The following is a 26,691-nucleotide window of genomic DNA, read 5'->3' as shown; positions in this document are numbered from 1 at the left end:
TTTCACTCCGACCCACGTAAGTGGTGGATGTATCCCACCAGACCAGCGGTCGAGGCATCCCGCTTCGCGGCACTTTCCTTGCCCTCCACGACAGGCAAAAGGCCGGTGGCCAGTTCCTTGCCGAGCTCGACGCCCCACTGATCGAAGGAGTTGATGTTGAACAGCGTTCCCTCGACGAAGACGCGGTGCTCGTAGAGCGCGATCAGCCGGCCGAAGGTGCGCGGGTCGAGCTTGCGGTAGAGGATGGTCATCGAGGGCCGGTTGCCGGAGAAGACCCGGTGCGGGGCGATCTTGTCGACGTCGGCCGGCTTCATGCCCTTGGCCAGCATCTGGGCGCGCGCCTCTTCCAGCGTGCGGCCCTTCATCAACGCTTCCGACTGCGCCAGGCAGTTGGCGAGCAGCAGATCGTGCTGATGCTTGAGCTCCGGCTCGTGGCCGACGGCGGCGGCGAGGAATTCGACCGGGATGAAATCGGTGCCCTGGTGCAGCAGCTGGAAGAAGGCGTGCTGGCCGTTGGTGCCAGGCTCGCCCCATACCAGCGGTCCGGTCGGTGTCGTCACCGCCGTGCCTTCGAGGGTGACGCTCTTGCCGTTCGATTCCATGTCGAGCTGCTGCAGATAGGCCGGCAGCCTGGACAGGCGCTGGTCGTAAGGGATGACGGCGCGCGCCGGATAGCCGCAGATCACGCGATGCCACCAGCCGACCAGCCCCAAAAGGGCCGGCAGGTTCTCCTGCACGGGCGCGGTGCGGAAATGCTCGTCCATCTCGTGCGCACCCTCGAGGAAGGCGCGAAAATTCCGCGGCCCGACCGCGATCATCACCGGCAGACCGATCGCCCCCCAGATCGAATAGCGGCCGCCGACCCAGTCCCAGAAACCGAAAACGCGGTCGGCCGCGATGCCGAACTTCGCCACCAGCTCGAGCGCGGTCGAGACCGCGGCAAAATGCTTGCCCACCGCTTCCTTGCCGAGCGCTTCCTGGACCCATTTGCGCGCCGTCTCGGCGTTGGTCATCGTCTCGACGGTGGTGAAGGTCTTGGAGGCGATGATGAAAAGCGTGGTTTCGGCGGAGAGGCCCTTCAGCGTGTCGTGGATATGGGCGCCGTCGATGTTGGAGACGTAATGCGCGCGCGGCCCGTCATGATAGGGCGCCAGCGCCAGCGTCGCCATGGCCGGGCCGAGATCCGAACCGCCGATGCCGATGTTGACGATGTCGGTGATCTTCTTGCCGGTGGCGCCGGCGGCCTTGCCGGAGCGCACGGCATCAGCAAAGGCGCCCATCGCGTCGAGCACCGCGATAACGTCCGCCTTGACGTCCTGGCCATCGACGGTGATGCCCTTGCCGGTCAGGTTGCGCAGCGCCGTGTGCAGCACGGCACGGTCCTCGGTGAGGTTGATCTTCTTGCCGGCAAACATAGCCGCGCGGCGGCCTTCGAGATCGGCCGCCTTGGCCAGCTTCTCCAGCAAGTCCATGGTGACCCCGTCGACGGCGCATTTCGACCAGTCGAGCAGAAGTTCGCCGTCGGTGGCGGAGAATGTCTTGAACCGCTGCGGATCGGCGGCGAAGGCCTGGCGCATGCTGGCTGGCGCCGCAGCGCGATGATCGCGCAAGGCGGCGAGCTGTTTCCGGAAAGCTGACTGATCCACTGGCGGGGACTCCTGGCGGTTTTCGACGCAGCATATCAGACCGGATGTTTCCGGCGCGTGTCGTCGCGCCAAAACTAGTGAGCCGAATTCCGTCTGGTCAATACGCGGCGATGACGCGAATCGTCACGCGGCGGTGACGCAAACCCGCGCGCGCCCGCGCGCGGCGATGACGCAACCCCGCGCCCGCGCGCGCCCGCGCGCGGCGATGACGCAACCCCGCGCGCGGCGATGACGCAACGCCTGATTTCGGGCCGAAGGATCACTGGCATAAATCCCAAAGATCAGAAAAATTGATTGGCGCAACCCCTTGTGCCACCGTTACATTCGACTGGTCCAGCCAAGCGGAAAAAGCTGGCCATCGAGGAACATCTCCCATGCCACAGCGAAACGACACGGCGATATGGTCCGGCCTGTTCCGGATTTCGGCCGAATCCGGCCAGACCCTGCAGGCACAGATCCGCCAAGCCATCGTGGCCGCCATTCTCGACCGCCAGATTGCCGCTTCGATGCCGCTTCCCTCCTGCCGTATCCTGGCCGAAAAACTCGGCGTGGCGCGCGGAACCGTGGTGCTGGCCTTCCAGCAGCTCGTCGACCAGGGGTTCCTGGTGGCGCGCGAGCGGCGCGGCCATTTCGTCAATCCCGATGTGCTGGCGACACCGGCCAAGCCACACCAGAAGGCGCCCGACCAGGCCAACGAGATCGACTGGAAGGCACGTCGCAAGATCGCCGCCAGCGACATGCCGCCGCCGGCCAAGCACGAGAACTGGATCAAGTCGTCCTACCCCTTCGTCTACGGCCAGTTCGACCCGGCGCTGTTCCCGACCGCCGAGTGGCGCGAGTGCAACCGCATGGCGCTTGCCGTGCTCGAAATCCGCAACTGGGCGTCCGACATGGTCGACCGCGACGATCCGCTGCTGATCGAGCAGATCCAGGCGCGGCTGTTGCCGCGACGCGGCATCTTCGCCAATCCCGACGAGATCATCGTCACGCTGGGCGCCCAGAACGCGCTCTACATGCTGGCCTCGCTGCTGATGAGCAAGGGCTCGAAAGTGGCGATGGAGGATCCCGGCTACCCCGACGCACGCTCGATCTTCCGCCTTGCGGGCGCCGACATACAGCCGGTGCCGGTCGACCAGTCCGGCATCGTAACCGCTTCTATTCCCAATGATTCCGGTTTCGTCTTCGTCACGCCCAGCCATCATTGCCCGACCATGGTGCCGTTGTCGGCGGAACGGCGGCAGGATCTCCTGGCGCGGGCCAACCGCTACAACCAGATCATCATCGAGGACGGCTATGACAGCCAGCTTCTCGACGAGGCGCCGCAGCAGGCGCTGAAGAGCCTCGACCGCTCCGGCCGCGTCGTCTATGTCGGCTCGATGTCGAAGACGCTGGCTCCGGGCCTGCGGCTCGGCTACATCGTCGCTTCGGCTGGACTGATCTCCGAACTCAGGGCGCTGCGCCGCTTCATGCTGCGCCATCCGCCGGCCAACAATCAGCGCGCCGTCGCGCTGTTCCTGTCGCTGGGCCATCACGAGGCGCTGGTGCGGCGGCTGTCGAGCGCCTTCGACGAGCGGCGCAAGCGGCTGGTCCATGCGATTTCCGCTTTCCTGCCGGAATGGCGTTCGACCGATTCGGCCGGCGGCACATCGCTGTGGCTCGAAGGGCCGCGCGGCACCGACGCGCGCGGACTTGCCGAGGCCGCAGCCTCGCGCAGCGTCATCATCGAGCCCGGCGACCGTTTCTTCGATCGCACCGAAAAACCTTCGCGTTTCATGCGGCTGGGCATTTCCTCGATCGCGCTGCAGCACATCGAGCCAGGCATCCGCGAACTGGCCACCGCGGCCGGACGCAGGCCGGCCGCCGCCTGATCCATCGCCCCCCTTGGCCGGAGCCGCGCACAGCGTGGCTCCGTCTCATTAGCTCTGGCATATGCAACCGGACCGCCTGGCTCATAGGCTGGGCCAATGCCGGCGGCATAGTCGAGGCACAAAGGGGAAGAAGCAGCCGATGGTGGACCAACCGCCGCGCCTTGCTTCTCGGAAAGGTGGAGCGTCTCCATGTCAGTTCTTGAAAAGCAGGAAGCGGCGGCGGATCAGCGTTCGCGCCGCTCCGGCGGGCGCGAAGCGCGCCGCGCCATGCGGGCAGCACCTTTGGCCGACGACATCAAGCCGGTGCGCGCCGGTCTCGAAGGCGGCAGCTATGGACCGCTGACCTTGAACGACCAGGAACGCATCCACGAAGCGGTGCTGACGCTCCTGGAAACGGTTGGCTTCGCCAATGCCATTCCCTCCTGCATCGAAGCGCTGACCAAGGCCGGCGCCAGCTATGGCGACGACGGCCGCATCCGCTTCCCCCGCGCGCTCGTGCTCGACACGATCAGACGAGCGGCACGGCATTTCACGCTGCACGGCCAGGACCCCAGGCACGACATGCTGATCAAGGGCAAGCGCGTGCATTACGGCACGGCGGGCGCCGCCGTGCATCTGGTCGATGTCGAAAGGCGCGAATACCGCGAGTCGCTGCTGCAGGACATCTATGACGCCGCCCGCCTCGTCGAGGGGCTCGACAACATCCATTTCTTCCAGCGGCCGATGGTGCCGCGCGACATTCCCGATCCGCTCGATATGGATTTCAACACGCTCTATGCCTGCGTGATGGGCACGTCGAAGCATGTCGGCACCTCGTTCACGGTGCGCGAGAACGTGCAGCCGGCGCTCGAAATGCTCTATGCCATTGCCGGCGGCGAGGAGAAATTCCGCGCCAGGCCGTTCGTCTCGAACTCCAACTGTTTCGTCGTGCCACCGATGAAGTTCGCCGAGGACGCTTGCGGCGTGCTCGAAGCCTGTGTCGAAGGCGGCATCCCGATCCTCTTGCTGTCGGCCGGCCAGGCGGGTGCCACCGCCCCGGCGGCGATTGCCGGTGCAGTGGTGCAGGCGGTGGCCGAGGTGCTGGTCGGTCTCATCTATGTCAACGCCATCAAGCCGGGCCATCCGGCGATCTTCGGCACCTGGCCGTTCGTGTCGGATCTCAGGACCGGCGCCATGTCGGGCGGTTCGGCCGAGCAGGCGGTGCTGACCGCGGCCTGTGCGCAGATGGCGCAATTCTACGACCTGCCGGGCGGCTCGGCCGCGGGCATGACGGATTCGAAACTGCCCGACATCCAGTCCGGCTACGAAAAAGGCATCACCGATGTGATGGCCGGGCTCGCCGGGCTCAACCTGGTCTACGAATCGGCCGGCATGCACGCCTCGCTGCTTGGCTTTTGCCTGGAAAGCCTGATCATCGACAATGACATGCTCGGCCACTGCCTGCGCTGCGTGCGCGGCATCGAGGTGACCGACGAGGCGTTGTCGATCGACACTATCGCCGATGTCTGCCTAAAGGGTCCGGGCCACTATCTCGGCAACGAGCAGACGCTGCGGCTGATGCAGACCGAGTATTTCTATCCGGCCGTCGGCGACCGCTTTTCGCCCAAGGAATGGAACGAGAAGGGCCGGCCCGACATCCTGCAGCGGGCGATCATCGAGAAGAAACGCGTGCTTGCCGAGCGCTTTCCGCGCCATGTGCCGAAACTGATCGACGACAGGCTGCGCGCCCGCTTTGGCGAGATGATCAAGCTGCCGCGCGGCAGCATGGGCGGGTAGGCCTTCGCAAAACAATCAGTCCGCGCTGAGGCCATAGCGCTCGACGACCTCGGCACTGATCAGCTTGGCGTGCAGCGTCATCAGCACGATTTGCGCATCGAAGCTGTCGCCGGTTTCAAGGGCGGCCTCGATCCGGCGCTCCGCATCCAGCCTGTTCTGAAGACCATTGGATCGCTCGAAGGCTTCCGGTCCTGCGATGCAATAGCTGAACAGCCGCGCCACTCCTGTATAGGCTTGGGTGGGCGGCTCGTCGGGCCAGCGATCCTTCATCAGATTGACGATGGTGAGTTTCACCCCCTCCGGCACGAGGGCGGGATGAAGGTCGGCGCCACGCAATGCCGCATCGAGCTGTCTCAAGTCGCCCGAGCGGCCGAACATTCCGAGGAAGCCAAGGGAAGAGCGTCGTGGCGCCATGATGTCCCAATCCGTTTCCAACCACTTAGGGCGGTTCACCGTTTCACAGAAACGGCGAACGCTCTATCTCATTGTTTTGGCGCAATTCCGGACGGAAAACCGCTTCACACTTTTCCTGGAATTGCTCCAGTTGGTTCGCAAGCGGAATACAAAGGAGGCGGGCATCTAGCCACTTGCCGCCAACAACAAGACACCAGCCAAAGCCGATCCGGCAAGCGTCGGCAGCATGCCGATTTTCAGCTTCAGGACGGCGATCATGGCGGCACAGGAAAGCAGCGCCGCGCGCCAGTCGATCGACGAAACCACCGGCACATTCATGCCGAGGCCCATCGCGTGCACCTCACGGAAGATGACATGCAGGGCAAACCAGAGAGCGAGATTCATGATCACCCCAACAACAGCGGCGGTGATCGCGCCAAGTGCTGCCGACAAGGCCTTGTTGCCGCGCAGGGCCTCGATATAGGGGCCGCCGAGGAATATCCAGAAGAAGCAGGGCGTGAACGTGACCCACAAGGTCAGCAACGCCCCCAGCGATCCGGCGAGCAACGGATCCAGCGACCCCGAGTGGCGGAACGCTGCGATGAAGCCAACGAACTGCAACACCAGAATGAGCGGACCCGGTGTCGTTTCGGCAAGCCCAAGACCGTCGACCATTTCGCCGGGGGCGAGCCAGCCAAAGGACTGGACGGCTGCCTGGGCGACATAGGCAAGCACCGCGTAGGCACCGCCGAAGGTGACGACCGCCATGAGACTGAAGAACCGGCCTATCTCGGTCCAGACGCTTGCCGAGCCGGTAAGCCACCAGATCAGCAGAACAGGCCCCAACCAGATCGGCAGCCAGATCGCGACAATGCGCGGGGCATGCCATTTCGTCGGCCTGAGATGGGCCAACTCGCCGCGCTCGAACATCAGGTCGACCGCGCCCTTGATATCGGCAATATCGCCCTTGCCATGTGCCGAGCCGGAAAACAGCGCCGGAGCAACGCGGTCTCCCAGCCATCCTGTCAGGCCCGCGAGCAGGATGATGAGCGGGAACGGCACATTCAACGCATAGATGGCGATGAACGCTAAGGCGGCGATCGACACCATGACCCGGTTCTTCAGGGCACGCCGTCCGATCCGGACCAACGCCTCGATGACAATGGCAAGAACCGCCGCCTTCACTCCGAAAAACAGCGCCTCGACGAGCGGCATGTCGCCATAGAGCACGTAGAGGCTGCTCAAGACCAGCATGACGAGCGCGCCCGGCAGGACGAACAGGATGCCGGCGACAAGGCCACCGATCGTCCTGTGCAGCAGCCAGCCGATATAGATGGCGAGTTGCTGGGCTTCCGGGCCGGGCAGCAGCATGCAGTAGTTCAGCGCATGCAGGAAACGCTGCTCACCGATCCAGCGCCGTTCCTCGACCAGTTCCTTGTGCATCAATGGGATCTGCCCGGCCGGCCCGCCGAAGCTGAGCAGCCCGATCTTTGCCCAGACCTTCATGGCTTCGGTGAGGGCTGGCGCAGCCGGCGCCTGGACGTCCGCCGCCTTATCTTGCGACACAAATGCGCTCATGACGGTTTATTCGTGCCTGCACTGGGCCAGTTGTGCGTTTCTTCAGTGGCGTCGCGACACCAACGGAAGAAAGCATCGTAGAGGAGCATGCCTGCTTCCAGCTGTTCCAGATCGTCGCGAAACATACGCGACAGGCCAAGCGAGGCCGCCAGAAAGCCGGCAGCCTGGGGAACAAGGTCGAGGCTTGCGGTGTCGGCCGCGCGCACGATCAGGGCAAGGCGATCGAGCGCCTCGGATTCCAGCCCGAACTCTTCGATCATCGTGTCGAAGGTGCAGCGTTCACCGCGATGGCTCCAGAACACATTGTCGATGTCGAAAGGCACCGCCTGAAAGCGATCGGCAACGGCAAGCACTTCGGCCGGCTCGACAAACAGAAAGATCGCGTGAGGATCGACGAAACGCCGGATCAGCCAGGGACAAGCGATACGATCCACCTTTGGGCGGGCTCGTGTCACCCACACCGTGCGGCCCTTTTCGTCGCGCGAAGGCAAGGTGTCGGTGCGGACCAGAAGTCCCTTTGCATCGCGCCAGGCTTCGAACCCGCCATCGAGGCTTTCGGCGAAAATGCCCTCATGACGCAGCCATGCGGCAACGCCTTGCGAGAGTTTTTGCCCTTTCTGGCACACGACCGCCACCTGCTTGCCGGCGAACTCGGCGGCCCAGGTCGAAACGGTTTTGAAATCGCGCCGGCTCGAGGCCGGCAGCACACGCGGATCGGCGTCGAAGTCATCATCGATACGGACATCGACGATGACAGGCGCGCCCGGCAGACCGATCAGGCGGGATAGTTGCGATACGGTGATAGCGGTTGTTGACGGCATGGCGTCCACCTCCTTGAAGAGAAGCTTGGACGCGAACGTTGGGCTGACGCCTCACGGGGTCGTCGCGATGCACCCCTTGTCATGATGGTGGATTTGTTGGGCGCGCTTGTCAAGGATGATGAACGGCGGCTTGATCCGGATCAGGCCGCCGTTTGTCGTTTATGCAGGCATCCGCGAACAGACGCTCAGTGATTGTCCCTTGGGACACCGCTGGTGTGCGCGACATCCTGGTATTTCACCGCCGGCTTCAGCACCATTCCCTCTGAGAACTGCCCGACCATGCCGCGCTGGATTTCCTGCCAGGGCGTCTGGTGCTTGGGATAGTGGTAGCCGCCATTGTTCTGCAGTTCGGCGCGCCGCCGGGTGATCTCGTCGTCGGTGACGAGGATGTCGGCCGTGCCCTTGCGCAGGTCGATGCGGACACGGTCGCCCGTCTTGAGCAGCGCCAGCCCGCCGCCGATGGCGGCTTCCGGCGAGGCGTTGAGGATCGACGGCGAACCCGACGTGCCGGACTGGCGGCCGTCGCCGATGCAGGCGAGCGCATGGATGCCTTTCTTGATCAGATAGGCCGGCGGCTGCATGTTGACGACCTCGGCGCCGCCGGGATAGCCGACCGGGCCGGCGCCGCGCATGAACAGGATGGTGTGTTCGTCGATGCCTTGCGCCGGATCGTCGATGCGGGCGTGATAGTCTTCCGGTCCGTCGAAGACCATCGCGTTGCCTTCGAAAGCCTCGGGATCCTTCGGATTGGACAGATAGCGCTCGCGGAATTCCGGCGAGATGCCGCTGGTCTTCATGATCGCCGAATCGAACAGATTGCCCCTGAGGTTGATGAAGCCGGCATTGGCCTTCAGCGGTTCGGCGACGGTGCGGATGACGTCTGTGTTCTCGTTGGCGACACCCTCGCTATTCTCACCGATCGACTTGCCGTTGACCGTGCGCGCGCCGGGATGCGGCAACAGCCCGCCCTTCATCAGTTCGGCGATGACCGCCGGCACGCCGCCGGCATGATGGTAGTCCTCGCCCAGATATTCGCCCGTCGGCTGCAAATTGACCAGCAGCGGCACATTGAGGCCGACCGTCTGCCAGTCGTCATTGTCGAGCTTGACGCCGAGGTGGCGGGCGATGGCGTTGAGATGGATAGGCGCGTTGGTCGAGCCGCCAATGGCCGAATTGACGACAATGGCGTTCTCGAACGCCTCTCTCGTCATGATGTCGGACGGCTTCAAATCCTCATGCACCATCTCGACAATGCGTTTTCCCGTCTCATAGGAAATCTGGCCGCGCTCGCGATAGGGGGCGGGAATGGCGGCTGAACCCGGCAATTGCATGCCAAGCGCCTCGGCCAGCGAATTCATCGTGGTGGCGGTGCCCATGGTGTTGCAATAGCCTGTGGACGGCGCCGAGGACGCGACGATGTCCATGAACTCGTCATAGTCGATCTCGCCTGCCGACAGGCGCTGGCGCGATTCCCAGACGATGGTGCCGGAGCCGGTGCGCTTGCCCTTGTGCCAGCCGTTGAGCATCGGGCCGACCGACAGCGCGATGGCCGGGATGTTGACGGTGGCTGCCGCCATCAGCAGGGCCGGCGTGGTCTTGTCGCAGCCGATGGTCAGCACCACACCGTCGAGCGGATAGCCGTAGAGCACTTCGACCAGGCTGAGATAGGCAAGGTTGCGGTCAAGCGCCGCGGTCGGGCGCTTGCCGGTCTCCTGGATCGGATGGCACGGGAATTCGAACGGAATGCCGCCCATCGAGACAATGCCTTCGCGCACGCGCTTGGCCAGTTCGATGTGATGCCGGTTGCAGGGCGACAGGTCCGAGCCGGTCTGGGCGATGCCGATCAGCGGCTTGCCGGACATCAATTCGGCCCGCGTCAGGCCGAAATTCAGGTAGCGCTCAAGATAAAGCGCCGTCATGCCCGGATTGTCCGGATTGTCGAACCACTCCTGCGAGCGAAACTTTTTCTTGTCCGTGGGGGCGCCTGCCATCGTGGTCTCCGTATTTGTAAGACAAATCGATATGGCAACGCGCGGGAGCAGGCAAGAGGGCGCACGGTCGCAACCGGACTTTGGTGCGATAGACATGTGCCCGGCCGTGCGTTACGGCTTCGGTCAATCTTGTCAGGGAGGTTTTCATGGCTTTGGTGATCGAAGGCGAGGAGCGCATTGCCGCACCCTTGCAAAAAGTGTGGGAAGCACTGAACGATCCCGAGGTCTTGAGAGCGACCATTCCCGGCTGCAAGAGCCTTGAGATGAAGTCGCCGACCGAAATGGCGGCGACCGTGGTGGTGAAGATCGGGCCGATCAAGGCGACGTTCAACGGCGAAGTGACGCTGAAGAATCTCAAGCCGCCGCATTCCTACACCATCCAGGGCGAAGGCAAGGGCGGCATCGCCGGCTTCGCCAAGGGCGGTGCCGATGTGACGCTGACCGAAGATGGGTCGGATACCACGGTGCTGAAATACGCGGCCAAGGCCGATGTAGGCGGCAAGATCGCCCAGCTCGGCAGCCGGCTGATCGAATCGACCTCGAAGAAACTGGCCGGGCAGTTTTTTTCTTCGTTCGGCGAGAAGGTCGGCGCGGCTTAAGTTGCGCTTCGCTTGAACGGCCCTGTTTGTTCGAGGTCAGCGCTGCCCCTCATCCGCCTGCCGGCAGGACAATGAGGGGCGGCGCCTGCCGAACGAAAAACTACTCAAACACGATGCTCGGCACGGTGTCAGCGGCCGCGCCACGCTCTTCATTGATCCGGTCCCAGACTTTTCCGGCAATATCCCTGTAGATCTTTGCCTCCGGGCCGTCGGGCTTCGAGACAACCACCGGCGTGCCGGCATCCGAGCTCTCGCGAATGCCCATCTCGAGCGGCACTTCGCCAAGGAAGGTGACGCCGAGACGCTCGGCCTCGCGGCGGGCGCCGCCATGGCCGAAGATGTCGTAGCGCTTTCCCGTATCCGGAGCGATGAAATAGCTCATGTTCTCGACGATGCCGAGCAGCGGCACGTCGACCTTCTTGAACATGTTGAGGCCCTTGCGGGCGTCGATCAGGGCCAGATCCTGCGGCGTCGAGACGATGACGGCGCCAGCCAACGGCACCTGCTGGGCCATGGTCAGCTGCGCGTCGCCGGTGCCGGGCGGCATATCGACGACGAGCACGTCGAGCCGGCCCCATTCGACCTCGCGCAGCATCTGCGTCAGTGCCGACATCACCATCGGCCCGCGCCAGATCATCGGCGTCTCCTCATCGACGAGGAAGCCCATGGACATCACTTTAAGCCCATAATTTTCCATCGGCTTCAGGATCTTGCCGTCGACGGTCTGCGGCCGGCCGTGGATGTTGAGCAGCCGCGGCATGGAGGGACCGTAGATGTCGGCGTCGAGCACGCCGACGCGCAAACCATTGGCGGCAAGGCCGAGCGCGATGTTGACGGCGGTTGTCGACTTGCCGACACCGCCCTTGCCGGAAGCGACGGCGATGATCGCTTCGATGCCGGGCACGCCACGCCTGCCCTGGCTGTGCGAAGCGGGAGCGTGCGGAGCGGCACGCGGCGCGGCGGGCGGAGCCGGCGGCGCTGGCCTGGGTGCGGGGCGCGATGGAACCGGCGCTTCCATGCCGCCGCCTTTCCTTTCCGCCGTCAGCGCAACGACGGCGCCGGCGACACCGGGGATAGCCTTGACGACGCGTTCGGCGGCGGCGCGCAGCGGTTCCATCTCCTGGGCGCGGGCGGCGGGAACGGTAATCGAGAAGAAGACCTTGGAATCGGCGATGAAAATCTCGGAAACCATTCCAAGGTCGACGATGTTGCCGGTGAAATCCGGGCCATTGATCGTCTTCAGGCGCTCGGTGACGATTTCCTTGGTAACAGACATCAGGTCTTCCTTATGCAAGCTGCCGCCTGAGATAGTGCAGTTTCCGGACAGAACCAAGCCGTGGAGCAAAAGCTGCCTTGGTGTGCCCGCAAAAACGACGGGCAGGTGTCGGAACAGTCGGCATTTCGTGAACTGGCGGTCGCCAAACAGCCCACCTGATCTATTTCAAGGATCGACATGAGCAATCAGGGAAGGAGACGACCATGCTCGCAAACAGCAATGCAACGGCCAATGTCGCAGTGAAGGACCTGGCAAGGGCAAAGGCCTTCTATGAAGGGACGCTAGGCCTCAAGCAGGTGGACGATATGGGTGGCGAACTGATCGTCTACGAAAGCGGCGACACGTTGATCAATGTCTATCATTCGCAATTCGCGGGCACCAACAAGGCGACTGCGGTCACCTGGACGGTCGGCGACGAGATCGAGGCTGTCGTCAAATCGTTGAAATCGAAAGGCGTTGCGTTCGAGCACTACGAAATGCCCGGCCTGACGATCGAGGGCGACGTCCATGTCGGCCAAGGCATGAAGGTCGCATGGTTCAAGGACCCGGACGGCAACATTCTCAATCTCGTGAGCCGGTAGACTGTTACCACGATTGCCGGCGCCCAACGCGCCGCGAGGTTCACCTCACCCCGCCAGGCCAACCGCGAGGTAGGTGAGCGCCGAAATGGCAGCGGTCGCCGGCAAGGTGACAATCCAGGCAATGACGATGTTGCCGGCAAGGCCCCAGCGCACGGCCGAGACGCGGCGGGCGGCGCCGACGCCGATGATGGCGCCGGTGATGGTGTGGGTGGTCGACACGGGAACGCCGAGCCATGTGGCGGCGAACAGCGTGATGGCGCCACCGGTTTCGGCACAGAAGCCCTGCATCGGGTTCAGCCGGGTGATCTTCGAGCCCATTGTGTGAACGATGCGCCAGCCGCCGAACAGGGTGCCGAGCGCCAGCGCCGATTGGCAGGTGAGGACGACCCACAGCGGCACGTAGAATTTCTCGCCGAGCATGCCTTGCGAATAGAGCAGCACGGCGATGATGCCCATTGTCTTCTGGGCGTCGTTGCCGCCGTGCCCGAGAGAATAGAGCGAGGCGGAAAAGAATTGCATGACGCGGAAAGTGCTGTCGACCGCGAACGGTGTCTGGCGCACGAACAGCCAGGAAACGGCAAGGATCAGGACGAGCGCCAAAACAAACCCGGTCGCAGGCGACACAACGATTGCCGCGACCGTCTTGCCAAGACCACTCCAGACGATGGCGCCCACGCCTGCCTTTGCGACGCCAGCGCCGACCAGTCCTCCGATCAAGGCATGCGAGCTGCTCGAAGGGATGCCGACGATCCAGGTGACGATGTTCCAGACAATGGCGCCGACAAGGGCGGCGAAGATCACCGCCGGCGTGACAATAGCGACGTCGACGATACCCTTGCCCACTGTCTCAGCGACATGGAGACCGAAGAACATGAAGGCGATGAAATTGAAGAAGGCTGCCCACAGCACCGCGTATTGCGGCCTGAGCACGCGCGTGGAGACGATGGTGGCAATGGAATTTGCGGCATCGTGCAGGCCGTTGAGAAAATCGAAGAACAGCGCTACGGCGACAAGGCCGATCAGCATGGGAAAGGCGATGGTTGCTTCCATCGCCTATACATTCTCGATAACGATGCCGCTGATCTCGTTGGCGACGTCCTCGAAGCGGTCGACCACCTTTTCCAGCTCGCCATAGATCTCGCTGCCGATCAGGTAGGCCATCGGGTCGTCGCGGCCATGCTTTTTGAAGAGATCCTTGAGCCCTTGCTCGTGCAGATCGTCGGCCCGGCCTTCGGCGCGCATGACCTCTTCGGCGATGGCGTTGAGGCGCACCGTGTGCGCGCCGACCTTGCCGAGCAGCGGGATCGCCTCGGCGACAAGCTTGGCGGCGGCGACGATGACGCCGCCCATTTCCTGCATTAGCGGGTCGAATTCCTTCTTTTCGAACAGCTTCACCGTCTTGACGGTCTTGTGCATCATGTCGATGGCGTCATCCATCGACTGGATCAGGTCCTTGATGTCACCGCGATCGAAAGGCGTGATGAAGGAGCGTCGCACCGCCAGGAGGACTTCCGCGGTGATATGGTCCGCCTCGTCTTCAAGATCGATGATTTTCTGACTCCAGTGATCGATGTCCTTGCCCTGGAGAAGCTGCTCCAGCGCCTCGGCGCCGCCGACGACGGTACGGGAGTGGCGCTCGAACAGATCGAAGAAGCGATCTTCGCGCGGCAAAAGCTTGCGGAACCAGCCCAGCATGGTCGACCTCCCGTTTCATCCACATAACGCCGCATTGCCTCGCAGGGAACAGTAAGCCGGCTGAAAGATGTGGATGCGGTTCGATTGCGCTTACCGCTTGCAGCGAAAGGCGATTTCCTCGACCTTGCGCGGAACGAGCGGGAAGACGGCATGATCGACAAGCTGGAATTCTTCATCGCGCTGGCCAAGGAAGAGCATTTCGGCCGGGCAGCGGAGGCCTGTGGCGTCACCCAACCGACGTTGTCGGCCGGGATCAAGCAGTTGGAGGGCCAGCTCGGTGTGATGCTGGTAAATCGCGGGTCGCGCTTCCAGGGACTGACGCCAGAAGGCAAGCAAGTATTGGTCTGGGCGCGCCGCATCGTCGGTGACACCCGCACCATGAGAGAAGAGATGCGGGCGGCGCGCCACGGCCTGTCTGGTCGCATCCGCATTGCCGCCATTCCGACGGCGCTGGCCATGGTGGCGCGGCTGACGACCCCCTTTCGGGCAAAACATCCCGGCGTCACCTTTTCAGTGCTGTCGCGAACCTCGATCGAAGTGCTGTCCCTGCTCGGCAATTTCGACATCGATGCCGGCATCACCTATCTCGACAACGAGCCGCTGGGGCGCGTCACCAGCGTGCCGCTCTATGACGAGCGCTATCAACTGATCACCGCGATGGGAAATCCCTATTCCGACCGCGACAAAGTGACATGGGCAGAGCTCAGCAGTCTGCCGCTCTGCCTGCTGACGCCGGACATGCAGAACCGCCGCATCATCGACCAGCATCTGGCCGAGGCCGGCGTGCAGGTGCGGCCGACGCTCGAATCCAATTCGATGATCGTACTGTTTTCCCATATCCGCACCGGCAAATGGTCATCGATCATGCCGCTCAACCTTGCGGAAACATTCGGCTTTTCCGAACCGATCCGGGCCATTCCGATCGTCGAGCCGGACGCCAGCCACACGGTCGGCCTGGTGGCGACACCGCGCGAGCCGCACACGCCGCTGGTCTCGGCGCTGCTGGACGAGGCAATGGCGCTGGCGGACGATTTCCACGCCCACCGCTAGGCTAGAAGTGGCGGTTGACCAAGCTCGATAGAAAATTTCTATCAAGCAACGAAACAGCTTTATTGATTCAGGGAGTTTCCTCTGATTTTGTAAAGACTTAGCGATAAAAGCCATCGACCAGGGAGGGTGCTGCGTGACGATGCAGCCTGCAAGTACCGAGATCGCATCGCGCACGGCCGCGATCATCCAGGAGCTGAAAGGCCTCGAAGGCCCGCTGCTGCCGATCCTCCACGGCATTCAGGAAGAGTTCGGCCACGTACCGAAGGATGCGCTGCCGGTCATTGCCGAGGCGCTGAACATCTCCAGGGCCGAGGTGCACGGCGTCGTCAGCTTCTATCACGATTACCGCAGTCATCCTGCGGGCCGGCATGTGCTGAAGGTCTGCCAGGCGGAATCCTGCCAGTCCATGGGTTCGGACGCCGTCACCGCCAAACTCAAGCAGTTGCTGGGCATCGGCTTCCATGAGACGACCCGCGACGGTTCGGTCACGCTGGAGCCGGTCTATTGTCTCGGCCTGTGCGCCTGTTCGCCCGCCGCCATGCTCGATGGCGAGGTGATCGGGCGGCTCGATGACGAAAAGCTCGACGAGATCGTTGCCGAGGTGCGCTCATGATCCCGCGTATCTATATTCCCGCCGATTCCGGCGCACTGGCGCTTGGCGCCGAAAAGGTCGCCAAGGCGATCGCCGGTGAACTGGCGGAGCGCGGCATCGAGGCCAAGATCGTGCGCAACGGTTCGCGCGGCGCTTATTTCCTCGAACCCATGGTCGAAGTTGCCACAGCCAACGGCCGCGTTGCCTATGGCCCGGTCAAGCCATCCGACGTCAAAAGCCTGTTCGACAGCGGCTTCCTCACCGGCGGCCCTCACAAGCGCTGGCTGGGCGCGCCGGACAAGATCCCCTTCCTGGCCAAGCAGACGCGGCTGACCTTCGCGCGTTGCGGCGTCATCGATCCGCTGTCGCTCGAATCCTACAAGAAGCATGGCGGATTGAATGGGCTGAAGAACGCGTTGGAATTGACGCCCGCCGCCATTGTCACCCAGGTGACCGAATCCGGACTGCGCGGGCGCGGTGGCGCGGGCTTCCCGACCGGCATCAAGTGGAAGACGGTGCTCGATACCGCTGGTGACCGCAAATACATCGTCTGCAACGCCGACGAGGGCGACTCTGGCACCTTCGCCGACCGCATGATCATGGAGGGTGACCCCTTCGTGCTGATCGAAGGCATGACGATCGCCGGAATCGCCACGGGTGCGACCAAGGGCTTTGTCTATGTCCGCTCGGAATATCCGCATGCGGTGGCGGTGATGAACAAAGCCGTCGAGGTCGCCCGCAAGGCCGGCGTGCTTGGCGCCAGCGTGCTGGGTTCATCCCACGCTTTCGACATGGAAATCCGTGTCGGCGCAGGCGCCTATGTCTGCGGCGAGGAGACGGCTCTGCTTGACTCGCTCGAAGGCAAGCGCGGCATGGTCCGGGCAAAGCCGCCGCTGCCGGCTCACAAGGGGCTGTTCGGCAAGCCGACGGTGATCAACAACGTCATCTCGCTGGCCTCCGTGCCCGTCATCATGGACAAGGGTGCGGCCTTCTACAAGGATTTCGGCATGGGCCGCTCGCGCGGCACGATCCCGATCCAGATCGCCGGCAACGTCAGATATGGCGGCCTGTTCGAAGCGGCCTTCGGCATGACGCTGGGCGAGATCGTCGACGAGATCGGCGGTGGCACGGCGACCGGACGTCCGGTGAAGGCGGTGCAGGTCGGCGGACCGCTCGGTGCTTATTTCCCGCGCTCGCTGTTCGACACGCCATTCGACTATGAAGCCTTCGCGGCCAAGGACGGGCTGATCGGCCATGCCGGCATCGTGGTGTTCGACGACACCGCCGATATGCTGAAACAGGCCCGCTTCGCCATGGAGTTCTGCGCCATCGAAAGTTGCGGCAAGTGCACGCCCTGCCGCATCGGCTCGACGCGCGGTGTCGAGACCATCGACAAGCTCGCCGCGGGCATCGAGCCGGAGAAGAACCTCGCGCTGGTCACCGACCTCTGCAACACGATGAAATTCGGCTCGCTCTGTGCGCTGGGCGGCTTCACGCCTTACCCTGTTATGAGCTCGATCACCCATTTCCCCGACGACTTCAAGCCTGCGCCCGTGCGCGTGGCTGCCGAATAGGAGCTGGCAGATGAACATCAAGGCCGACTTCCCGTCACTCGTCGAAGAGATCGACTACGGAACCCCGCCATCGAAGGCGCACAAGCAGGTCACGCTGAGCGTCGACGGCCGCAGCATCACCGTACCGGAAGGCACGTCGATCATGCGTGCCGCAATGGAAGGCGGGGTCGAGATCCCGAAGCTCTGCGCCACCGACATGCTGGACTCTTTCGGTTCCTGTCGTGTCTGCCTGGTCGAGATCGACGGGCGCGGCGGCACGCCGGCGTCCTGTACGACACCTGTCGGCGAGGGCATGGTGGTGCGTACGCAGTCCGAGCGGCTCGACGCCATTCGCCGCGGCGTCATGGAACTTTACGTCTCCGATCATCCGACCGGCTGGAATGAGACGGCCGGAACCGGCGCCAGCGAGTTCGACGCGGTGGCGAAGTCGATCGGCTTGACCGAGAACCGCTACGGCATCGAGGGCCGCAACCACGTCAAGCCGGAAAACGGCGTAGCGCCCGGCCATGGCTCGCTGACGGTCGACTACATCGCACGCGACGAATCCAATCCCTATTTCACCTATGATCCCACGCAGTGCATCGTCTGCTCGCGCTGCGTGAGGGCCTGCGAAGAGGTGCAGGGCACCTTCGCGCTGACGATCGAAGGACGTGGTTTCGAATCCAGGGTTTCGGCGGGAATGCACGAGGCGTTCATCGATTCGGAATGCGTGTCCTGCGGTGCCTGCGTGCAGGCCTGCCCGACCGATGCGCTGCGCGAAAAAACAGTCCTTGCAAAAGGCCTGCCGGAGCGCTCGGTCGTCACCACCTGCGCCTATTGCGGCGTTGGCTGCTCGTTCAAGGCCGAAGCGAAGGATGACGAGGTCATTCGCATGATGCCCTACAAGGAGGGCAAGGCGAACCACGGCCATTCCTGCGTGAAGGGCCGTTTCGCTTATGGCTACGCCACCCACAAGGACCGCATCTTGTCGCCGATGATCCGGGAAAAGATCACCGATCCATGGCGCGAGGTGAGCTGGGAAGAGGCTATTTCCCACACGGCCCAGGAATTCCGCCGTATCCAGTATCAGTACGGCCGCACCGCGATCGGCGGCATTACCTCGTCGCGCTGCACCAACGAGGAAACCTACCTCGTCCAGAAGATGGTTCGGCAGGGCTTCCGCAACAACAATGTCGACACCTGCGCGCGCGTCTGCCACTCGCCGACGGGCTACGGGCTCGGCCAGACCTATGGCACCTCGGCCGGCACGCAGGATTTCGACTCCGTCGACTACACCGACGTTGCCGTCATTATCGGTGCCAATCCCGTTTCAGCCCATCCGGTGTTCGCCTCGCGGCTGAAGAAGCGGCTGCGTCAGGGCGCCAAGCTGATCGTGCTCGATCCACGTCGCACCGAGATGGTCAAGTCGGCCCATATCGAAGCGGATTATCACCTGCCGCTGAAGCCCGGCACCAATGTGGCCGTGCTGACGGCGCTGGCGCATGTGATCGTCACAGAAGGTCTTTTCAACGAAGCCTTCATCCGCGAACGCTGCGACTGGGCGGAGTTCCAGGATTGGGCATCGTTCGTCGCCTTGCCGGAAAACAGCCCCGAAACCGTCGGCAAGTTGTCTGGCGTCGATCCCGAGCTGATCCGCGGCGCCGCGCGTGTCTACGCCACCGGGGGCAACGGCGCGATCTATTACGGCCTCGGGGTGACGGAACACAGCCAGGGTTCAACCACGGTGATGGCGATCGCCAATCTGGCCATGGCCACCGGCAATATCGGCCGGCCAGGCGTCGGCGTGAACCCGCTGCGCGGCCAGAACAACGTGCAAGGGTCGTGCGACATGGGCTCCTTCCCGCACGAACTGCCCGGCTACCGCCATATCTCCGGCGAAGCCGTGCGCGACATCTACGAGAGCCTGTGGGGCGTGAAGCTGGACGACGAACCCGGCCTGCGCATTCCCAACATGCTGGATGCCGCGGTCGACGGCAGCTTCAAGGGCATCTACATCCAGGGCGAGGACATTCTGCAGTCCGATCCCGACACCAAGCATGTCGCAGCCGGCCTGGCCGCAATGGAATGCGTCGTCGTGCACGACCTCTTCCTCAACGAGACGGCAAACTACGCGCATGTCTTCCTGCCGGGCTCGACCTTCCTGGAAAAAGACGGCACCTTCACCAACGCAGAGCGCCGCATCAACATGGTGCGCAAGGTTCTGGAGCCGAAGGCGCGCTACGCCGATTGGGAGGCGACGCAGGAGCTAGCCCGCGCGATCGGGCTGGATTGGAACTATCAGCATCCCTCCGAGATCATGGACGAGATCGCCAAGACAACGCCGAGCTTCGCCGGCGTTTCCTTCGAATTGCTCGACCGTGTCGGATCCGTGCAATGGCCCTGCAACGAGAAGGCGCCGCTCGGCACCCCGATCATGCATGTCGAGGGTTTCGTGCGCGGCAAGGGCAAGTTCATCCGCACCGAGTATGTGGCGACGGACGAAAGGACCGGGCCGCGCTTCCCGCTGCTGCTCACCACCGGCCGCATCCTGTCGCAGTACAATGTCGGCGCGCAGACCAGGCGCACCGACAACGTCATGTGGCACAGCGAGGACCGGCTGGAGATCCACCCGCACGATGCGGAGAATCGCGGATTGCGCGACGGCGACTGGGTTCGCCTGACCAGCCGCTCGGGCGAGACGACGCTGCGCGCGCTGATCACGGACCGGGTGTCGCCCGGCGTGGTCTACACGACGTTCCATCATCCGGACACGCAGGCCAACGTGATCACGACCGACTTCTCCGACTGGGCGACCAACTGTCCGGAATACAAGGTGACGGCGGTGCAGGTCGGCGCCTCCAACGGCCCGTCGGAATGGCAGCGCGACTATGACGAGCAGGCCAGGCAGAGCCGACGCATCGCGAAATTGGAAGCGGCGGAGTAGTCTTGAGCGAGCGCCGCAAAGCCACGACGCAGGTATCGCGGCTGGCGCGCCGCGCCAGCGGCACGGCTGCTGCCGATCGGATGGTGCCGGAAGAGACGCCGGTGGCGTTCTCCTTCGCCGGCACCACGCATGCGGTGATGATGGCGAGCCCGGCCGATTTCGAGGATTTCGCGCTCGGCTTCTCGCTGACCGAGGGCATCATCGCCAGGCCCGACGAGATCGAAGCCATTGAGGTCGAGGACCATGGCGCCGGCATCGATATCCAGATCCGGCTGAAGGACAGCGCCAATACGCGTTTCGAAGCGCGACGCAGACGGCTGGCCGGACCGGTCGGTTGCGGATTGTGCGGCATCGAATCGATCGAGGAAGCGATGCGTTCGGTCGACACTGTCGGTGCGTCAAGACTTACGCTTGATGCCGACGACATCGTCCGCTCGGTCAAGCTTTTGTCGAAAGTTCAGCCGCTTCACACCGAGACCGGAGCCGTGCACGCCGCCGGCTTCTATATGCCGGGCAAGGGCATCGTCATGGCGCGCGAGGATGTCGGCCGCCACAATGCGCTGGACAAGCTCGCCGGTGCGTTGGCGAAAGCCGGCATTGATGGCTCAATGGGTGCTGTCGTGGTGACATCGCGCGTTTCGGTCGAGATGGTGCAGAAGACGGCTGCCATCGGGGCCGCCATCATCATCGCCGTTTCGGCGCCGACCGCGCTCGCCATCCGCACCGCGGAGGCCGCCGGGATGACGTTGGTTGCGCTGGTTCGCGGCGATGATTTCGATATTTTCACCCACCCCGACCGGGTGGTTTGCGGAGTTGCCGAGCATGTCGCATGACGAAGAACACATCATGAGCACCCGCGAGAAGCTGGTGCGCATGGCAAACCAGATCGCCGATTTTTTCCATTCCAAGCCGCGCGAGGAAGGCATTGCCGGCGTCGCCGAGCATATCAACAAGTTCTGGGAGCCGAGGATGCGGCGGCAGCTGTTCGAGATGCTGGACGGCGGCACCGAGAACTTCAACGAGTTGGTGGTGGCCGCTTCCGCCAGGATCAGGCGACCGATCACGCCGGCTGAGGCAGACCTCAGACTCGGACTCGAGGCCTCCCCGGCCGACGTCGCCGCCTCGCAAAAATAGCCGCGGAGCCACGCCAGCTCATATTTCCCATCACTAAAGTTTAAACTGCCGCAATCGGCGCTGTTCTGCTATCGTTGGCGATCAGAAATCGTCAGGCCGGGGCGGAACCTCGTGAGGCCTATCGAGACCCGATATGCCCATAGCGGCGATGTGCGGATCGCCTATCAGGTGGTCGGGCAAGGATCGCTCGATCTCGTCTTCGTGCCGGGCTTCATTTCCAATCTCGACCTGCACTGGGAAGACGAAGGCTACAGCAGGCTGCTGAAGCGGCTTTCGGCGTTCTCGCGGCTGATCCTGTTCGACAAGCGCGGCACGGGTCTGTCCGACCGTGTCGACGCACACCACCTGCCCAGCCTAGAAACGCGCATGGACGATGTCCGCGCGGTGATGGACGCAACCGGCAGCGGCCGCGCGGCGCTGCTTGGCGCCTCGGAAGGCGCGCCAATGGCGATGCTGTTCGCCGCCACCTATCCGGAACGGACGCGGGCGCTGGCGCTCTATGGCGGCTATGCGCATTTCCACAAATGGGTGATGTCGCCCGAACGCCTCGGCGCCTTCATCGAGACGACGGAAACGTCATGGGGCACGGGTTCCACCTTGCCCAGCTTCGCGCCAGGTCGGGTCGACGACCCGCATTTCACCCGGTGGTGGGCGCGCTTCGAGCGCTTGTCGGCAAGCCCGACCGCAGCGGCGGCACTGGCGCGCATGAACGCCGGGATCGACGTGCGCGGCGTGCTGGCGGCAATCAGCGCGCCAACGCTGCTGATCCATCGCCGCAACGATGTGAGGGTCGATCCCGACGCCAGCCGTTTCCTGGCCAAGACTATCCCGAATGCGCGGCTGGCGGAAATCCCCGGGCGCGACCATCCGATCTGGACCGGCGATGTCGATCGGGTGGCTGACCTGATCGAGGAATTCCTGACCGGCGCGCGCGCCGTGGCGGAAGCGGAGCGCGTGCTGGCGGCGCTTTTGGTGACACGGATCTATGACACGGCGCGGCTTGGCGATCGCATGTGGAGCGAACGCAGCCAGCGCTTCCAGGAAACATGGCGAACCCTTGTCGGACGCCATGGCGGGCGCTGTGTGGATACGCATGGCGAAGTGATGATTTCACGTTTCGACGGACCCGGGCGGGCCTTGCGGTGCGCGGCGGCGTTGCGCGAAGCAGCGCAGGAAATCGGCATAGCGAGCGCGCAGGGCGCGCATGTCGGCGAGATCGAGCTGCGCGGATCGCCGGAAGGGCTGACAGGTCGCGTGACGATGCAACTCGCTGCTCATGCCGGGCGCGGCGACATCCTGGCATCGCGGCTGGTCGCGGAGTTGGCGGCCGGCTCAGGGCTCCATTTCGCCGATGCCGGCCGCATCAGCATCGACGAACTGGACGAGCCACTGGCGCTCGTTTTGGCGATGTCCGAACAGCATCTGGAACCTGCCTGCCGTCCCAAGGCCAGGGCGATGGAGCCGGCTTCGCTGACGGCACGCGAAAGCGAAGTGGTGAGCCTGATTGCCGACGGCAAGAGCAATGCCGCGATTGCCGCCGAACTCAGGCTGAGCGAACACACGGTCAAGCGTCACGTCGCCAACATACTGCTCAAGCTGGACCTGCCGTCACGAGCGGCGGCGGCGGCATTTTCCGCCAGGCACACTGGCCCGGACGGGCCATAGGAGCCATGGCGCTTTCGGGCGAAGCGGCGCGGGACATGCAAGCGCTATCTATTCTCTCCATGCAGGCCAGGCAGATGTCGCCGGAAAAGGCGCTGCGAAGGGAGGATGAAGTGCTGAAGTCAAACCGGACACTCAAATCGCTGGTGATGGCGGCAGGTGTTGGAGCGTTGTTCGCTGTCGCTCCGGCAAAGGCCGAGGACGCGTCCGCGTCGGCTGCCTACAAGGACATCCAGGCGACGCTCGGCTCCGTACCGGACATGTTCAAGACGCTGCCGGATGTGGCCGTTGCCGGCGCCTGGGCCGAGATCAAGGGCGTGCAGCTCAACCCAAAGACCGCGCTCGACGGCAAGACCAAGGAATTGTTGGGGCTCGCCGTCGCGGCGCAGATCCCATGCCAATACTGCATCTATTTCCATACCGAGGCGGCCAAGCTCAACGGCGCCAGCGACGAGGAGATCAAGGAGGCAGTGGCGATGGCCGCGATCGTGCGCCACTGGTCGACGATGCTCAACGGCAGCCAGGTCGACCTCGCGACCTTCAAGAAGCAGACCGACGACGTGTTCGCGGCCGTCAAGGCGAAGTCGCAGTGAAGAAATCCCTGCCCGGCGATGACCGCCGGACAGCATCTGTGATCATCAATCGCCCGATCGCGAAGACGGGCACATGGAGGATAAAATGCTGACCAAGACACAGACCGTGGACGGCGCGGCGATCAAGAAGGCGATCGAAGGCCGTGATGGAAAGATGCTCTCGAGCTTCTATGCCGACGACGCGCTGGTGCGGGTGATCGACCGCAACAACCCACCGAGCAAGCCGCGCGAAATCCGCGGGCGCGCGGCGATCAGCACGTTCTGGGACGACATCTGCAGCCGGGCGATGACCCACAAGGTCGATACCACGATCGCCGACGGCGACAGCCTCGCCTTCACCCAGGCCTGCGCCTATCCGGACGGCACGAAAGTGTTCGCCGCGGCGATGCTGGAGCTGAAGAACGGGCGGATCGCACGGCAGACCGTCGTGCAGGCCTGGGACGAATAGGCCAACCGCGACTAAATCAACCGCGGCTTGGGCCGCAAACCCGGAGGAGAAGAAGATGTTCAGCGCCAGATGGCAGATCGACGCCAAGTTCGGGCACAAGCAGACCGTGCTTGAGCTGTTGAAGAAATGGGAGCGAGAGATCGGCTCGCAGGTCGGCATCGCCGACCTGAAGTTCCAGATCATGACCGGATCGATCGGCGCGCGCGAAGCGACGGTCGAGTCGCATCACCAGGTCGAAAGCCTGGCCCAGTTGGAGACGTTCTTTGCCAAGATCAGCAAGATCGACGCCCACGCCAAATGGGGCAAGGAAATGGAGCCCTATGTCGTATCGGGCACCAGCCTGTGGAACATCTATCGCATCGTGGAATAGTGGCCGACGCCCTTCTCCCCGGCAACGGGGAGAAGGCAAGCAGACGGCGCGACTACATCAGGCCAAGCTGCTTGTAGAAGCCGAGCGCATCGTAATAGTCGCTCTGGGTGGCGATCTTGCCGTCCTTGATCGAGAACATCGAGGCGCCGGTGAAGGAGAACTTCTTGCCGGTGGCGGCGGTGCCGTCGGCCCATGGGCCGGTATTGGTGCCGGAAAATTCCCATTCGAATGAGACACGGTCGCCCTCTACGACGGGCGCTCCCTTCATCGTCCACACCGCGTCGGGGACTGCTTTCAGGAAATTGTCGATGACGCCGGTCTTGGCGGCCTCCCGACCCGTGACAGGTTTGCCGACAGAAGCGTCGTAGTAGGTGACGTCATCGGCGAAGTAGCCGGCCGCCTTGGCCGAGTCATGGGCGTTCCAGGCGGCGACATAGGCTTCGACCACCGATTGCGCGGTATCGGCGGCAAAGGACGGCGCCGCGACGAAGAGCGCGGCGGCGACAGCTGCGGATGTCAGAAATTGGCGACGATGCATGGTTCTTTCCTCCCTTGTTGAATGCTTGCCTTCCTTCCGCGCGCTAGAGCAGCTCACCCGTTCACGGAACCGGCAACCTGCTCTAACTCATTGTTTTGACACAATTCCGGACGGAAAACCGTTTCACACTTTTCCTGGAATTGCTCTAGCCGTGAGCGACCATCACATGGCGCACGGCGGTGTAGTCTTCCAGCGCATAGAGCGACATGTCCTTGCCGTAGCCGGACTGCTTCAACCCGCCATGCGGCATCTCGTTGGTCAGCATGAAATGGGTGTTGATCCAGGTGCAGCCATATTGCAGGCGGGCGGCCGTCGCCATGGCGCGGGAGACATCCTTGGTCCACACGGATGACGCCAGGCCATAGTCGCTGTCGTTGGCCCAGTTCACCGCCTCGTCGACCTCCGAGAAGCGGGTGACCGAAACGACCGGGCCAAACACTTCGCGGCGCACGATCTCGTCTTCCTGCAGCGCGCCGGCAACGACGGTCGGCTGATAGTAGAAGCCCGAGCCCTCGCCCGGCTTGCCGCCAGTGGTGATCTCGATGTGCTTCAATTCCGAGGCGCGCTCGACGAAGCTCGAGACACGGTCGCGCTGGCGGCGTGAGATCAGCGGCCCGATCTCGTTTTCGGTATCATCCGGACGATTGTACCTGATGGTCGAGACGGCTGAGGAGAGATCGGCGACGAGCTTGTCGTAGATCTTCTTGCCGGCATAGATGCGGCAGGCGGCAGTGCAATCCTGGCCGGCATTGTAGTAGCCGAAGGCGCGCAGGCCGTTGACCACCGCGCCGAGGTCGGCGTCGTCGAAAACGATGACCGGCGCCTTGCCGCCGAGTTCGAGATGCGTGCGCTTGACAGACTTGGCGGCAGCCTGCAGCACCTTCTTGCCGGTGGCGACATCGCCGGTGATCGAGATCATGTTGACCTTGGGATGGTTGATCAGCGCGTTGCCGACGCTGTCGCCGCGGCCGAGCACGACGTTGACAACGCCCTCGGGCAGGATTTCGGCGAGGATTTTCGCCAGCTTGAGCGTCGTCAGCGGCGTCTGCTCCGACGGCTTGAAGACGACGGTGTTGCCGCCGGCGATCGCCGGCGCCAGCTTCCAGGCCATCATCATCAAAGGATAATTCCAGGGCGCGATCGAGGCGACGATACCTATGGCGTCGCGGCGCACCATCGACGTGTGGCCGGGGATGTATTCGCCCGCGACGACGCCCGGCATGGAGCGGACCGCGCCGGCGAAGAAGCGGTAGCAATCGACGATCGCGGGGATCTCGTCATTGAGCACGGCGTTGATCGGCTTGCCGCAGTTGAGTGCCTCGAGCGTGGCGAACTCTTGCGCCGCTGCCTCGATGCGGTCGGCGATCTTCAGGAGGTAGCCGGCGCGCTGCGCCGGCGTGGTGCGCGACCACAAGACGAACGCTTGTTCGGCGGCCGTGACTGCCGCCTCGATCTGCGCCTGGCTGGCTTCGGGCAGGTTGAGGATGGTCGCCCCGGTCTTTGGATTGAGGATCGGCTCCTCGGTTTCGTTGCCTTTCTCGAATTTCGAGCCGATCAGCATCTGGGTGTCCATGGAAGTCTCT

The 26,691-nt window shown here is 63.5% G+C and carries 24 protein-coding genes; 14 read left to right on the top strand and 10 right to left on the bottom strand.

Features of this window, described 5'->3' with window-relative positions; translation table 11 throughout:
- Positions 1 to 2: 2 nt before the first annotated feature.
- Positions 3 to 1,646 carry a glucose-6-phosphate isomerase gene (gene pgi / locus ACFSQT_RS27805; RefSeq protein ID WP_379024148.1) on the bottom strand — a complete coding sequence of 548 codons (1,644 nt, stop codon included), beginning with the start codon at positions 1,644 to 1,646 and terminating at the stop codon, positions 3 to 5.
- Positions 1,647 to 2,020: 374 nt separating this feature from the next.
- Between pgi and pdxR the strand changes: the two genes are divergently transcribed.
- Both pdxR and ACFSQT_RS27795 read left to right on the top strand, forming a co-directional pair.
- Complete coding sequence (gene pdxR, locus ACFSQT_RS27800; RefSeq protein ID WP_379024146.1) at positions 2,021 to 3,514, top strand: MocR-like pyridoxine biosynthesis transcription factor PdxR; 1,494 nt, start codon at positions 2,021 to 2,023, stop codon at positions 3,512 to 3,514.
- Between the two features lie 189 nt (positions 3,515 to 3,703).
- On the top strand, positions 3,704 to 5,290 hold the full coding sequence (locus ACFSQT_RS27795; RefSeq protein ID WP_379024144.1) for a trimethylamine methyltransferase family protein: 1,587 nt from the start codon (positions 3,704 to 3,706) through the stop codon (positions 5,288 to 5,290).
- Between the two features lie 15 nt (positions 5,291 to 5,305).
- On the opposite strand, the gene ACFSQT_RS27790 is transcribed toward ACFSQT_RS27795, so the two are convergent.
- From ACFSQT_RS27790 to ACFSQT_RS27775, 4 genes are all read right to left on the bottom strand, one after another.
- Complete coding sequence (locus ACFSQT_RS27790) at positions 5,306 to 5,704, bottom strand: hypothetical protein (protein WP_379024142.1); 399 nt, start codon at positions 5,702 to 5,704, stop codon at positions 5,306 to 5,308.
- Positions 5,705 to 5,869: 165 nt separating this feature from the next.
- Complete coding sequence (gene chrA, locus ACFSQT_RS27785) at positions 5,870 to 7,261, bottom strand: chromate efflux transporter (RefSeq protein ID WP_379024140.1); 1,392 nt, start codon at positions 7,259 to 7,261, stop codon at positions 5,870 to 5,872.
- Complete coding sequence (locus ACFSQT_RS27780; protein ID WP_379024138.1) at positions 7,258 to 8,082, bottom strand: chromate resistance protein ChrB domain-containing protein; 825 nt, start codon at positions 8,080 to 8,082, stop codon at positions 7,258 to 7,260. The genes chrA and ACFSQT_RS27780 overlap by 4 nt, the downstream gene beginning before the upstream one ends.
- A 185-nt stretch (positions 8,083 to 8,267) precedes the next feature.
- The gene (locus ACFSQT_RS27775) at positions 8,268 to 10,073 is read right to left on the bottom strand and encodes an IlvD/Edd family dehydratase (protein WP_379024136.1); all 1,806 of its coding nucleotides are present in this window, start codon (positions 10,071 to 10,073) and stop codon (positions 8,268 to 8,270) included.
- A 146-nt stretch (positions 10,074 to 10,219) separates the two neighbouring features.
- On the opposite strand from ACFSQT_RS27775, the gene ACFSQT_RS27770 reads away from it, so the two are divergent.
- Complete coding sequence (locus ACFSQT_RS27770; RefSeq protein WP_379024134.1) at positions 10,220 to 10,672, top strand: SRPBCC family protein; 453 nt, start codon at positions 10,220 to 10,222, stop codon at positions 10,670 to 10,672.
- Between the two features lie 100 nt (positions 10,673 to 10,772).
- Here ACFSQT_RS27770 and ACFSQT_RS27765 read toward each other — a convergent pair whose 3' ends face one another.
- Positions 10,773 to 11,951: an Mrp/NBP35 family ATP-binding protein gene (locus ACFSQT_RS27765; protein WP_379024218.1), complete on the bottom strand. Its 1,179-nt coding sequence runs from the start codon at positions 11,949 to 11,951 to the stop codon at positions 10,773 to 10,775.
- A gap of 200 nt (positions 11,952 to 12,151) precedes the next feature.
- Between ACFSQT_RS27765 and ACFSQT_RS27760 the strand changes: the two genes are divergently transcribed.
- Positions 12,152 to 12,529 carry a VOC family protein gene (locus ACFSQT_RS27760; RefSeq protein ID WP_379024132.1) on the top strand — a complete coding sequence of 126 codons (378 nt, stop codon included), beginning with the start codon at positions 12,152 to 12,154 and terminating at the stop codon, positions 12,527 to 12,529.
- A 45-nt stretch (positions 12,530 to 12,574) separates the two neighbouring features.
- Here the strand turns inward: ACFSQT_RS27760 and ACFSQT_RS27755 are convergent, their stop codons facing one another.
- Positions 12,575 to 13,579 carry an inorganic phosphate transporter gene (locus tag ACFSQT_RS27755; RefSeq protein WP_379024130.1) on the bottom strand — a complete coding sequence of 335 codons (1,005 nt, stop codon included), beginning with the start codon at positions 13,577 to 13,579 and terminating at the stop codon, positions 12,575 to 12,577.
- A gap of 3 nt (positions 13,580 to 13,582) precedes the next feature.
- Positions 13,583 to 14,224 carry a DUF47 domain-containing protein gene (locus ACFSQT_RS27750; RefSeq protein WP_379024128.1) on the bottom strand — a complete coding sequence of 214 codons (642 nt, stop codon included), beginning with the start codon at positions 14,222 to 14,224 and terminating at the stop codon, positions 13,583 to 13,585.
- Positions 14,225 to 14,374: 150 nt separating this feature from the next.
- Here ACFSQT_RS27750 and ACFSQT_RS27745 point away from each other — a divergent pair, with 150 nt between their 5' ends.
- The 10 genes from ACFSQT_RS27745 to ACFSQT_RS27700 all read left to right on the top strand — a co-directional run bounded on the left by ACFSQT_RS27745 (position 14,375) and on the right by ACFSQT_RS27700 (position 24,570).
- A complete protein-coding gene (locus tag ACFSQT_RS27745) occupies positions 14,375 to 15,274 on the top strand; it encodes a LysR family transcriptional regulator (RefSeq protein ID WP_379024216.1) in 900 nt (299 codons plus the stop codon).
- 133 nt (positions 15,275 to 15,407) lie between these two features.
- Positions 15,408 to 15,887, top strand: coding sequence for a formate dehydrogenase subunit gamma (locus tag ACFSQT_RS27740; RefSeq protein ID WP_379024126.1), 480 nt, complete (start codon positions 15,408 to 15,410; stop codon positions 15,885 to 15,887).
- Positions 15,884 to 17,440, top strand: a complete 1,557-nt coding sequence (locus tag ACFSQT_RS27735; protein WP_379024124.1) for a formate dehydrogenase beta subunit — start codon at positions 15,884 to 15,886, stop codon at positions 17,438 to 17,440. Before ACFSQT_RS27740 ends, ACFSQT_RS27735 begins: the two co-directional genes overlap by 4 nt.
- 10 nt (positions 17,441 to 17,450) lie before the next feature.
- On the top strand, positions 17,451 to 20,363 hold the full coding sequence (gene fdhF, locus ACFSQT_RS27730) for a formate dehydrogenase subunit alpha (RefSeq protein WP_379024122.1): 2,913 nt from the start codon (positions 17,451 to 17,453) through the stop codon (positions 20,361 to 20,363).
- A gap of 2 nt (positions 20,364 to 20,365) precedes the next feature.
- On the top strand, positions 20,366 to 21,196 hold the full coding sequence (gene fdhD / locus ACFSQT_RS27725; RefSeq protein ID WP_379024120.1) for a formate dehydrogenase accessory sulfurtransferase FdhD: 831 nt from the start codon (positions 20,366 to 20,368) through the stop codon (positions 21,194 to 21,196).
- Positions 21,186 to 21,497, top strand: coding sequence for a formate dehydrogenase subunit delta (locus ACFSQT_RS27720; RefSeq protein WP_379024118.1), 312 nt, complete (start codon positions 21,186 to 21,188; stop codon positions 21,495 to 21,497). Before fdhD ends, ACFSQT_RS27720 begins: the two co-directional genes overlap by 11 nt.
- A gap of 111 nt (positions 21,498 to 21,608) precedes the next feature.
- On the top strand, positions 21,609 to 23,162 hold the full coding sequence (locus ACFSQT_RS27715; protein ID WP_379024116.1) for an alpha/beta fold hydrolase: 1,554 nt from the start codon (positions 21,609 to 21,611) through the stop codon (positions 23,160 to 23,162).
- Positions 23,163 to 23,236: 74 nt separating this feature from the next.
- Positions 23,237 to 23,752, top strand: a complete 516-nt coding sequence (locus ACFSQT_RS27710; protein WP_379024214.1) for a carboxymuconolactone decarboxylase family protein — start codon at positions 23,237 to 23,239, stop codon at positions 23,750 to 23,752.
- Positions 23,753 to 23,837: 85 nt separating this feature from the next.
- Complete coding sequence (locus tag ACFSQT_RS27705) at positions 23,838 to 24,200, top strand: nuclear transport factor 2 family protein (protein WP_109666739.1); 363 nt, start codon at positions 23,838 to 23,840, stop codon at positions 24,198 to 24,200.
- A 55-nt stretch (positions 24,201 to 24,255) separates the two neighbouring features.
- Positions 24,256 to 24,570, top strand: coding sequence for a hypothetical protein (locus ACFSQT_RS27700; RefSeq protein ID WP_379024114.1), 315 nt, complete (start codon positions 24,256 to 24,258; stop codon positions 24,568 to 24,570).
- Between the two features lie 52 nt (positions 24,571 to 24,622).
- Here ACFSQT_RS27700 and ACFSQT_RS27695 read toward each other — a convergent pair whose 3' ends face one another.
- Both ACFSQT_RS27695 and ACFSQT_RS27690 read right to left on the bottom strand, forming a co-directional pair.
- Positions 24,623 to 25,108, bottom strand: coding sequence for an ester cyclase (locus tag ACFSQT_RS27695; protein WP_379024112.1), 486 nt, complete (start codon positions 25,106 to 25,108; stop codon positions 24,623 to 24,625).
- A gap of 145 nt (positions 25,109 to 25,253) precedes the next feature.
- A complete protein-coding gene (locus ACFSQT_RS27690) occupies positions 25,254 to 26,681 on the bottom strand; it encodes a gamma-aminobutyraldehyde dehydrogenase (RefSeq protein WP_379024110.1) in 1,428 nt (475 codons plus the stop codon).
- Between the last annotated feature and the right edge of the window lie 10 nt (positions 26,682 to 26,691).

This window comes from Mesorhizobium calcicola (assembly GCF_042682105.1).
GTDB classification, from domain to species: Bacteria; Pseudomonadota; Alphaproteobacteria; order Rhizobiales; family Rhizobiaceae; genus Mesorhizobium; species Mesorhizobium calcicola.
This window is presented reverse-complemented; position numbering and strand designations above follow the sequence as displayed.

Coding starts and splice junctions, on each gene's coding strand:
- pdxR (WP_379024146.1), top strand. CDS start 2,021: ATGCCACAGCGAAACGACACGGCGATATGGTCCGGCCTGTTCCGGATT.
- ACFSQT_RS27795 (WP_379024144.1), top strand. CDS start 3,704: ATGTCAGTTCTTGAAAAGCAGGAAGCGGCGGCGGATCAGCGTTCGCGC.
- ACFSQT_RS27790 (WP_379024142.1), bottom strand. CDS start 5,704: ATGGCGCCACGACGCTCTTCCCTTGGCTTCCTCGGAATGTTCGGCCGC.
- chrA (WP_379024140.1), bottom strand. CDS start 7,261: ATGAGCGCATTTGTGTCGCAAGATAAGGCGGCGGACGTCCAGGCGCCG.
- ACFSQT_RS27780 (WP_379024138.1), bottom strand. CDS start 8,082: ATGCCGTCAACAACCGCTATCACCGTATCGCAACTATCCCGCCTGATC.
- ACFSQT_RS27775 (WP_379024136.1), bottom strand. CDS start 10,073: ATGGCAGGCGCCCCCACGGACAAGAAAAAGTTTCGCTCGCAGGAGTGG.
- ACFSQT_RS27770 (WP_379024134.1), top strand. CDS start 10,220: ATGGCTTTGGTGATCGAAGGCGAGGAGCGCATTGCCGCACCCTTGCAA.
- ACFSQT_RS27760 (WP_379024132.1), top strand. CDS start 12,152: ATGCTCGCAAACAGCAATGCAACGGCCAATGTCGCAGTGAAGGACCTG.
- ACFSQT_RS27755 (WP_379024130.1), bottom strand. CDS start 13,579: ATGGAAGCAACCATCGCCTTTCCCATGCTGATCGGCCTTGTCGCCGTA.
- ACFSQT_RS27750 (WP_379024128.1), bottom strand. CDS start 14,224: ATGCTGGGCTGGTTCCGCAAGCTTTTGCCGCGCGAAGATCGCTTCTTC.
- ACFSQT_RS27745 (WP_379024216.1), top strand. CDS start 14,375: ATGATCGACAAGCTGGAATTCTTCATCGCGCTGGCCAAGGAAGAGCAT.
- ACFSQT_RS27735 (WP_379024124.1), top strand. CDS start 15,884: ATGATCCCGCGTATCTATATTCCCGCCGATTCCGGCGCACTGGCGCTT.
- fdhF (WP_379024122.1), top strand. CDS start 17,451: ATGAACATCAAGGCCGACTTCCCGTCACTCGTCGAAGAGATCGACTAC.
- ACFSQT_RS27720 (WP_379024118.1), top strand. CDS start 21,186: ATGTCGCATGACGAAGAACACATCATGAGCACCCGCGAGAAGCTGGTG.
- ACFSQT_RS27710 (WP_379024214.1), top strand. CDS start 23,237: ATGTCGCCGGAAAAGGCGCTGCGAAGGGAGGATGAAGTGCTGAAGTCA.
- ACFSQT_RS27705 (WP_109666739.1), top strand. CDS start 23,838: ATGCTGACCAAGACACAGACCGTGGACGGCGCGGCGATCAAGAAGGCG.
- ACFSQT_RS27700 (WP_379024114.1), top strand. CDS start 24,256: ATGTTCAGCGCCAGATGGCAGATCGACGCCAAGTTCGGGCACAAGCAG.
- ACFSQT_RS27695 (WP_379024112.1), bottom strand. CDS start 25,108: ATGCATCGTCGCCAATTTCTGACATCCGCAGCTGTCGCCGCCGCGCTC.
- ACFSQT_RS27690 (WP_379024110.1), bottom strand. CDS start 26,681: ATGGACACCCAGATGCTGATCGGCTCGAAATTCGAGAAAGGCAACGAA.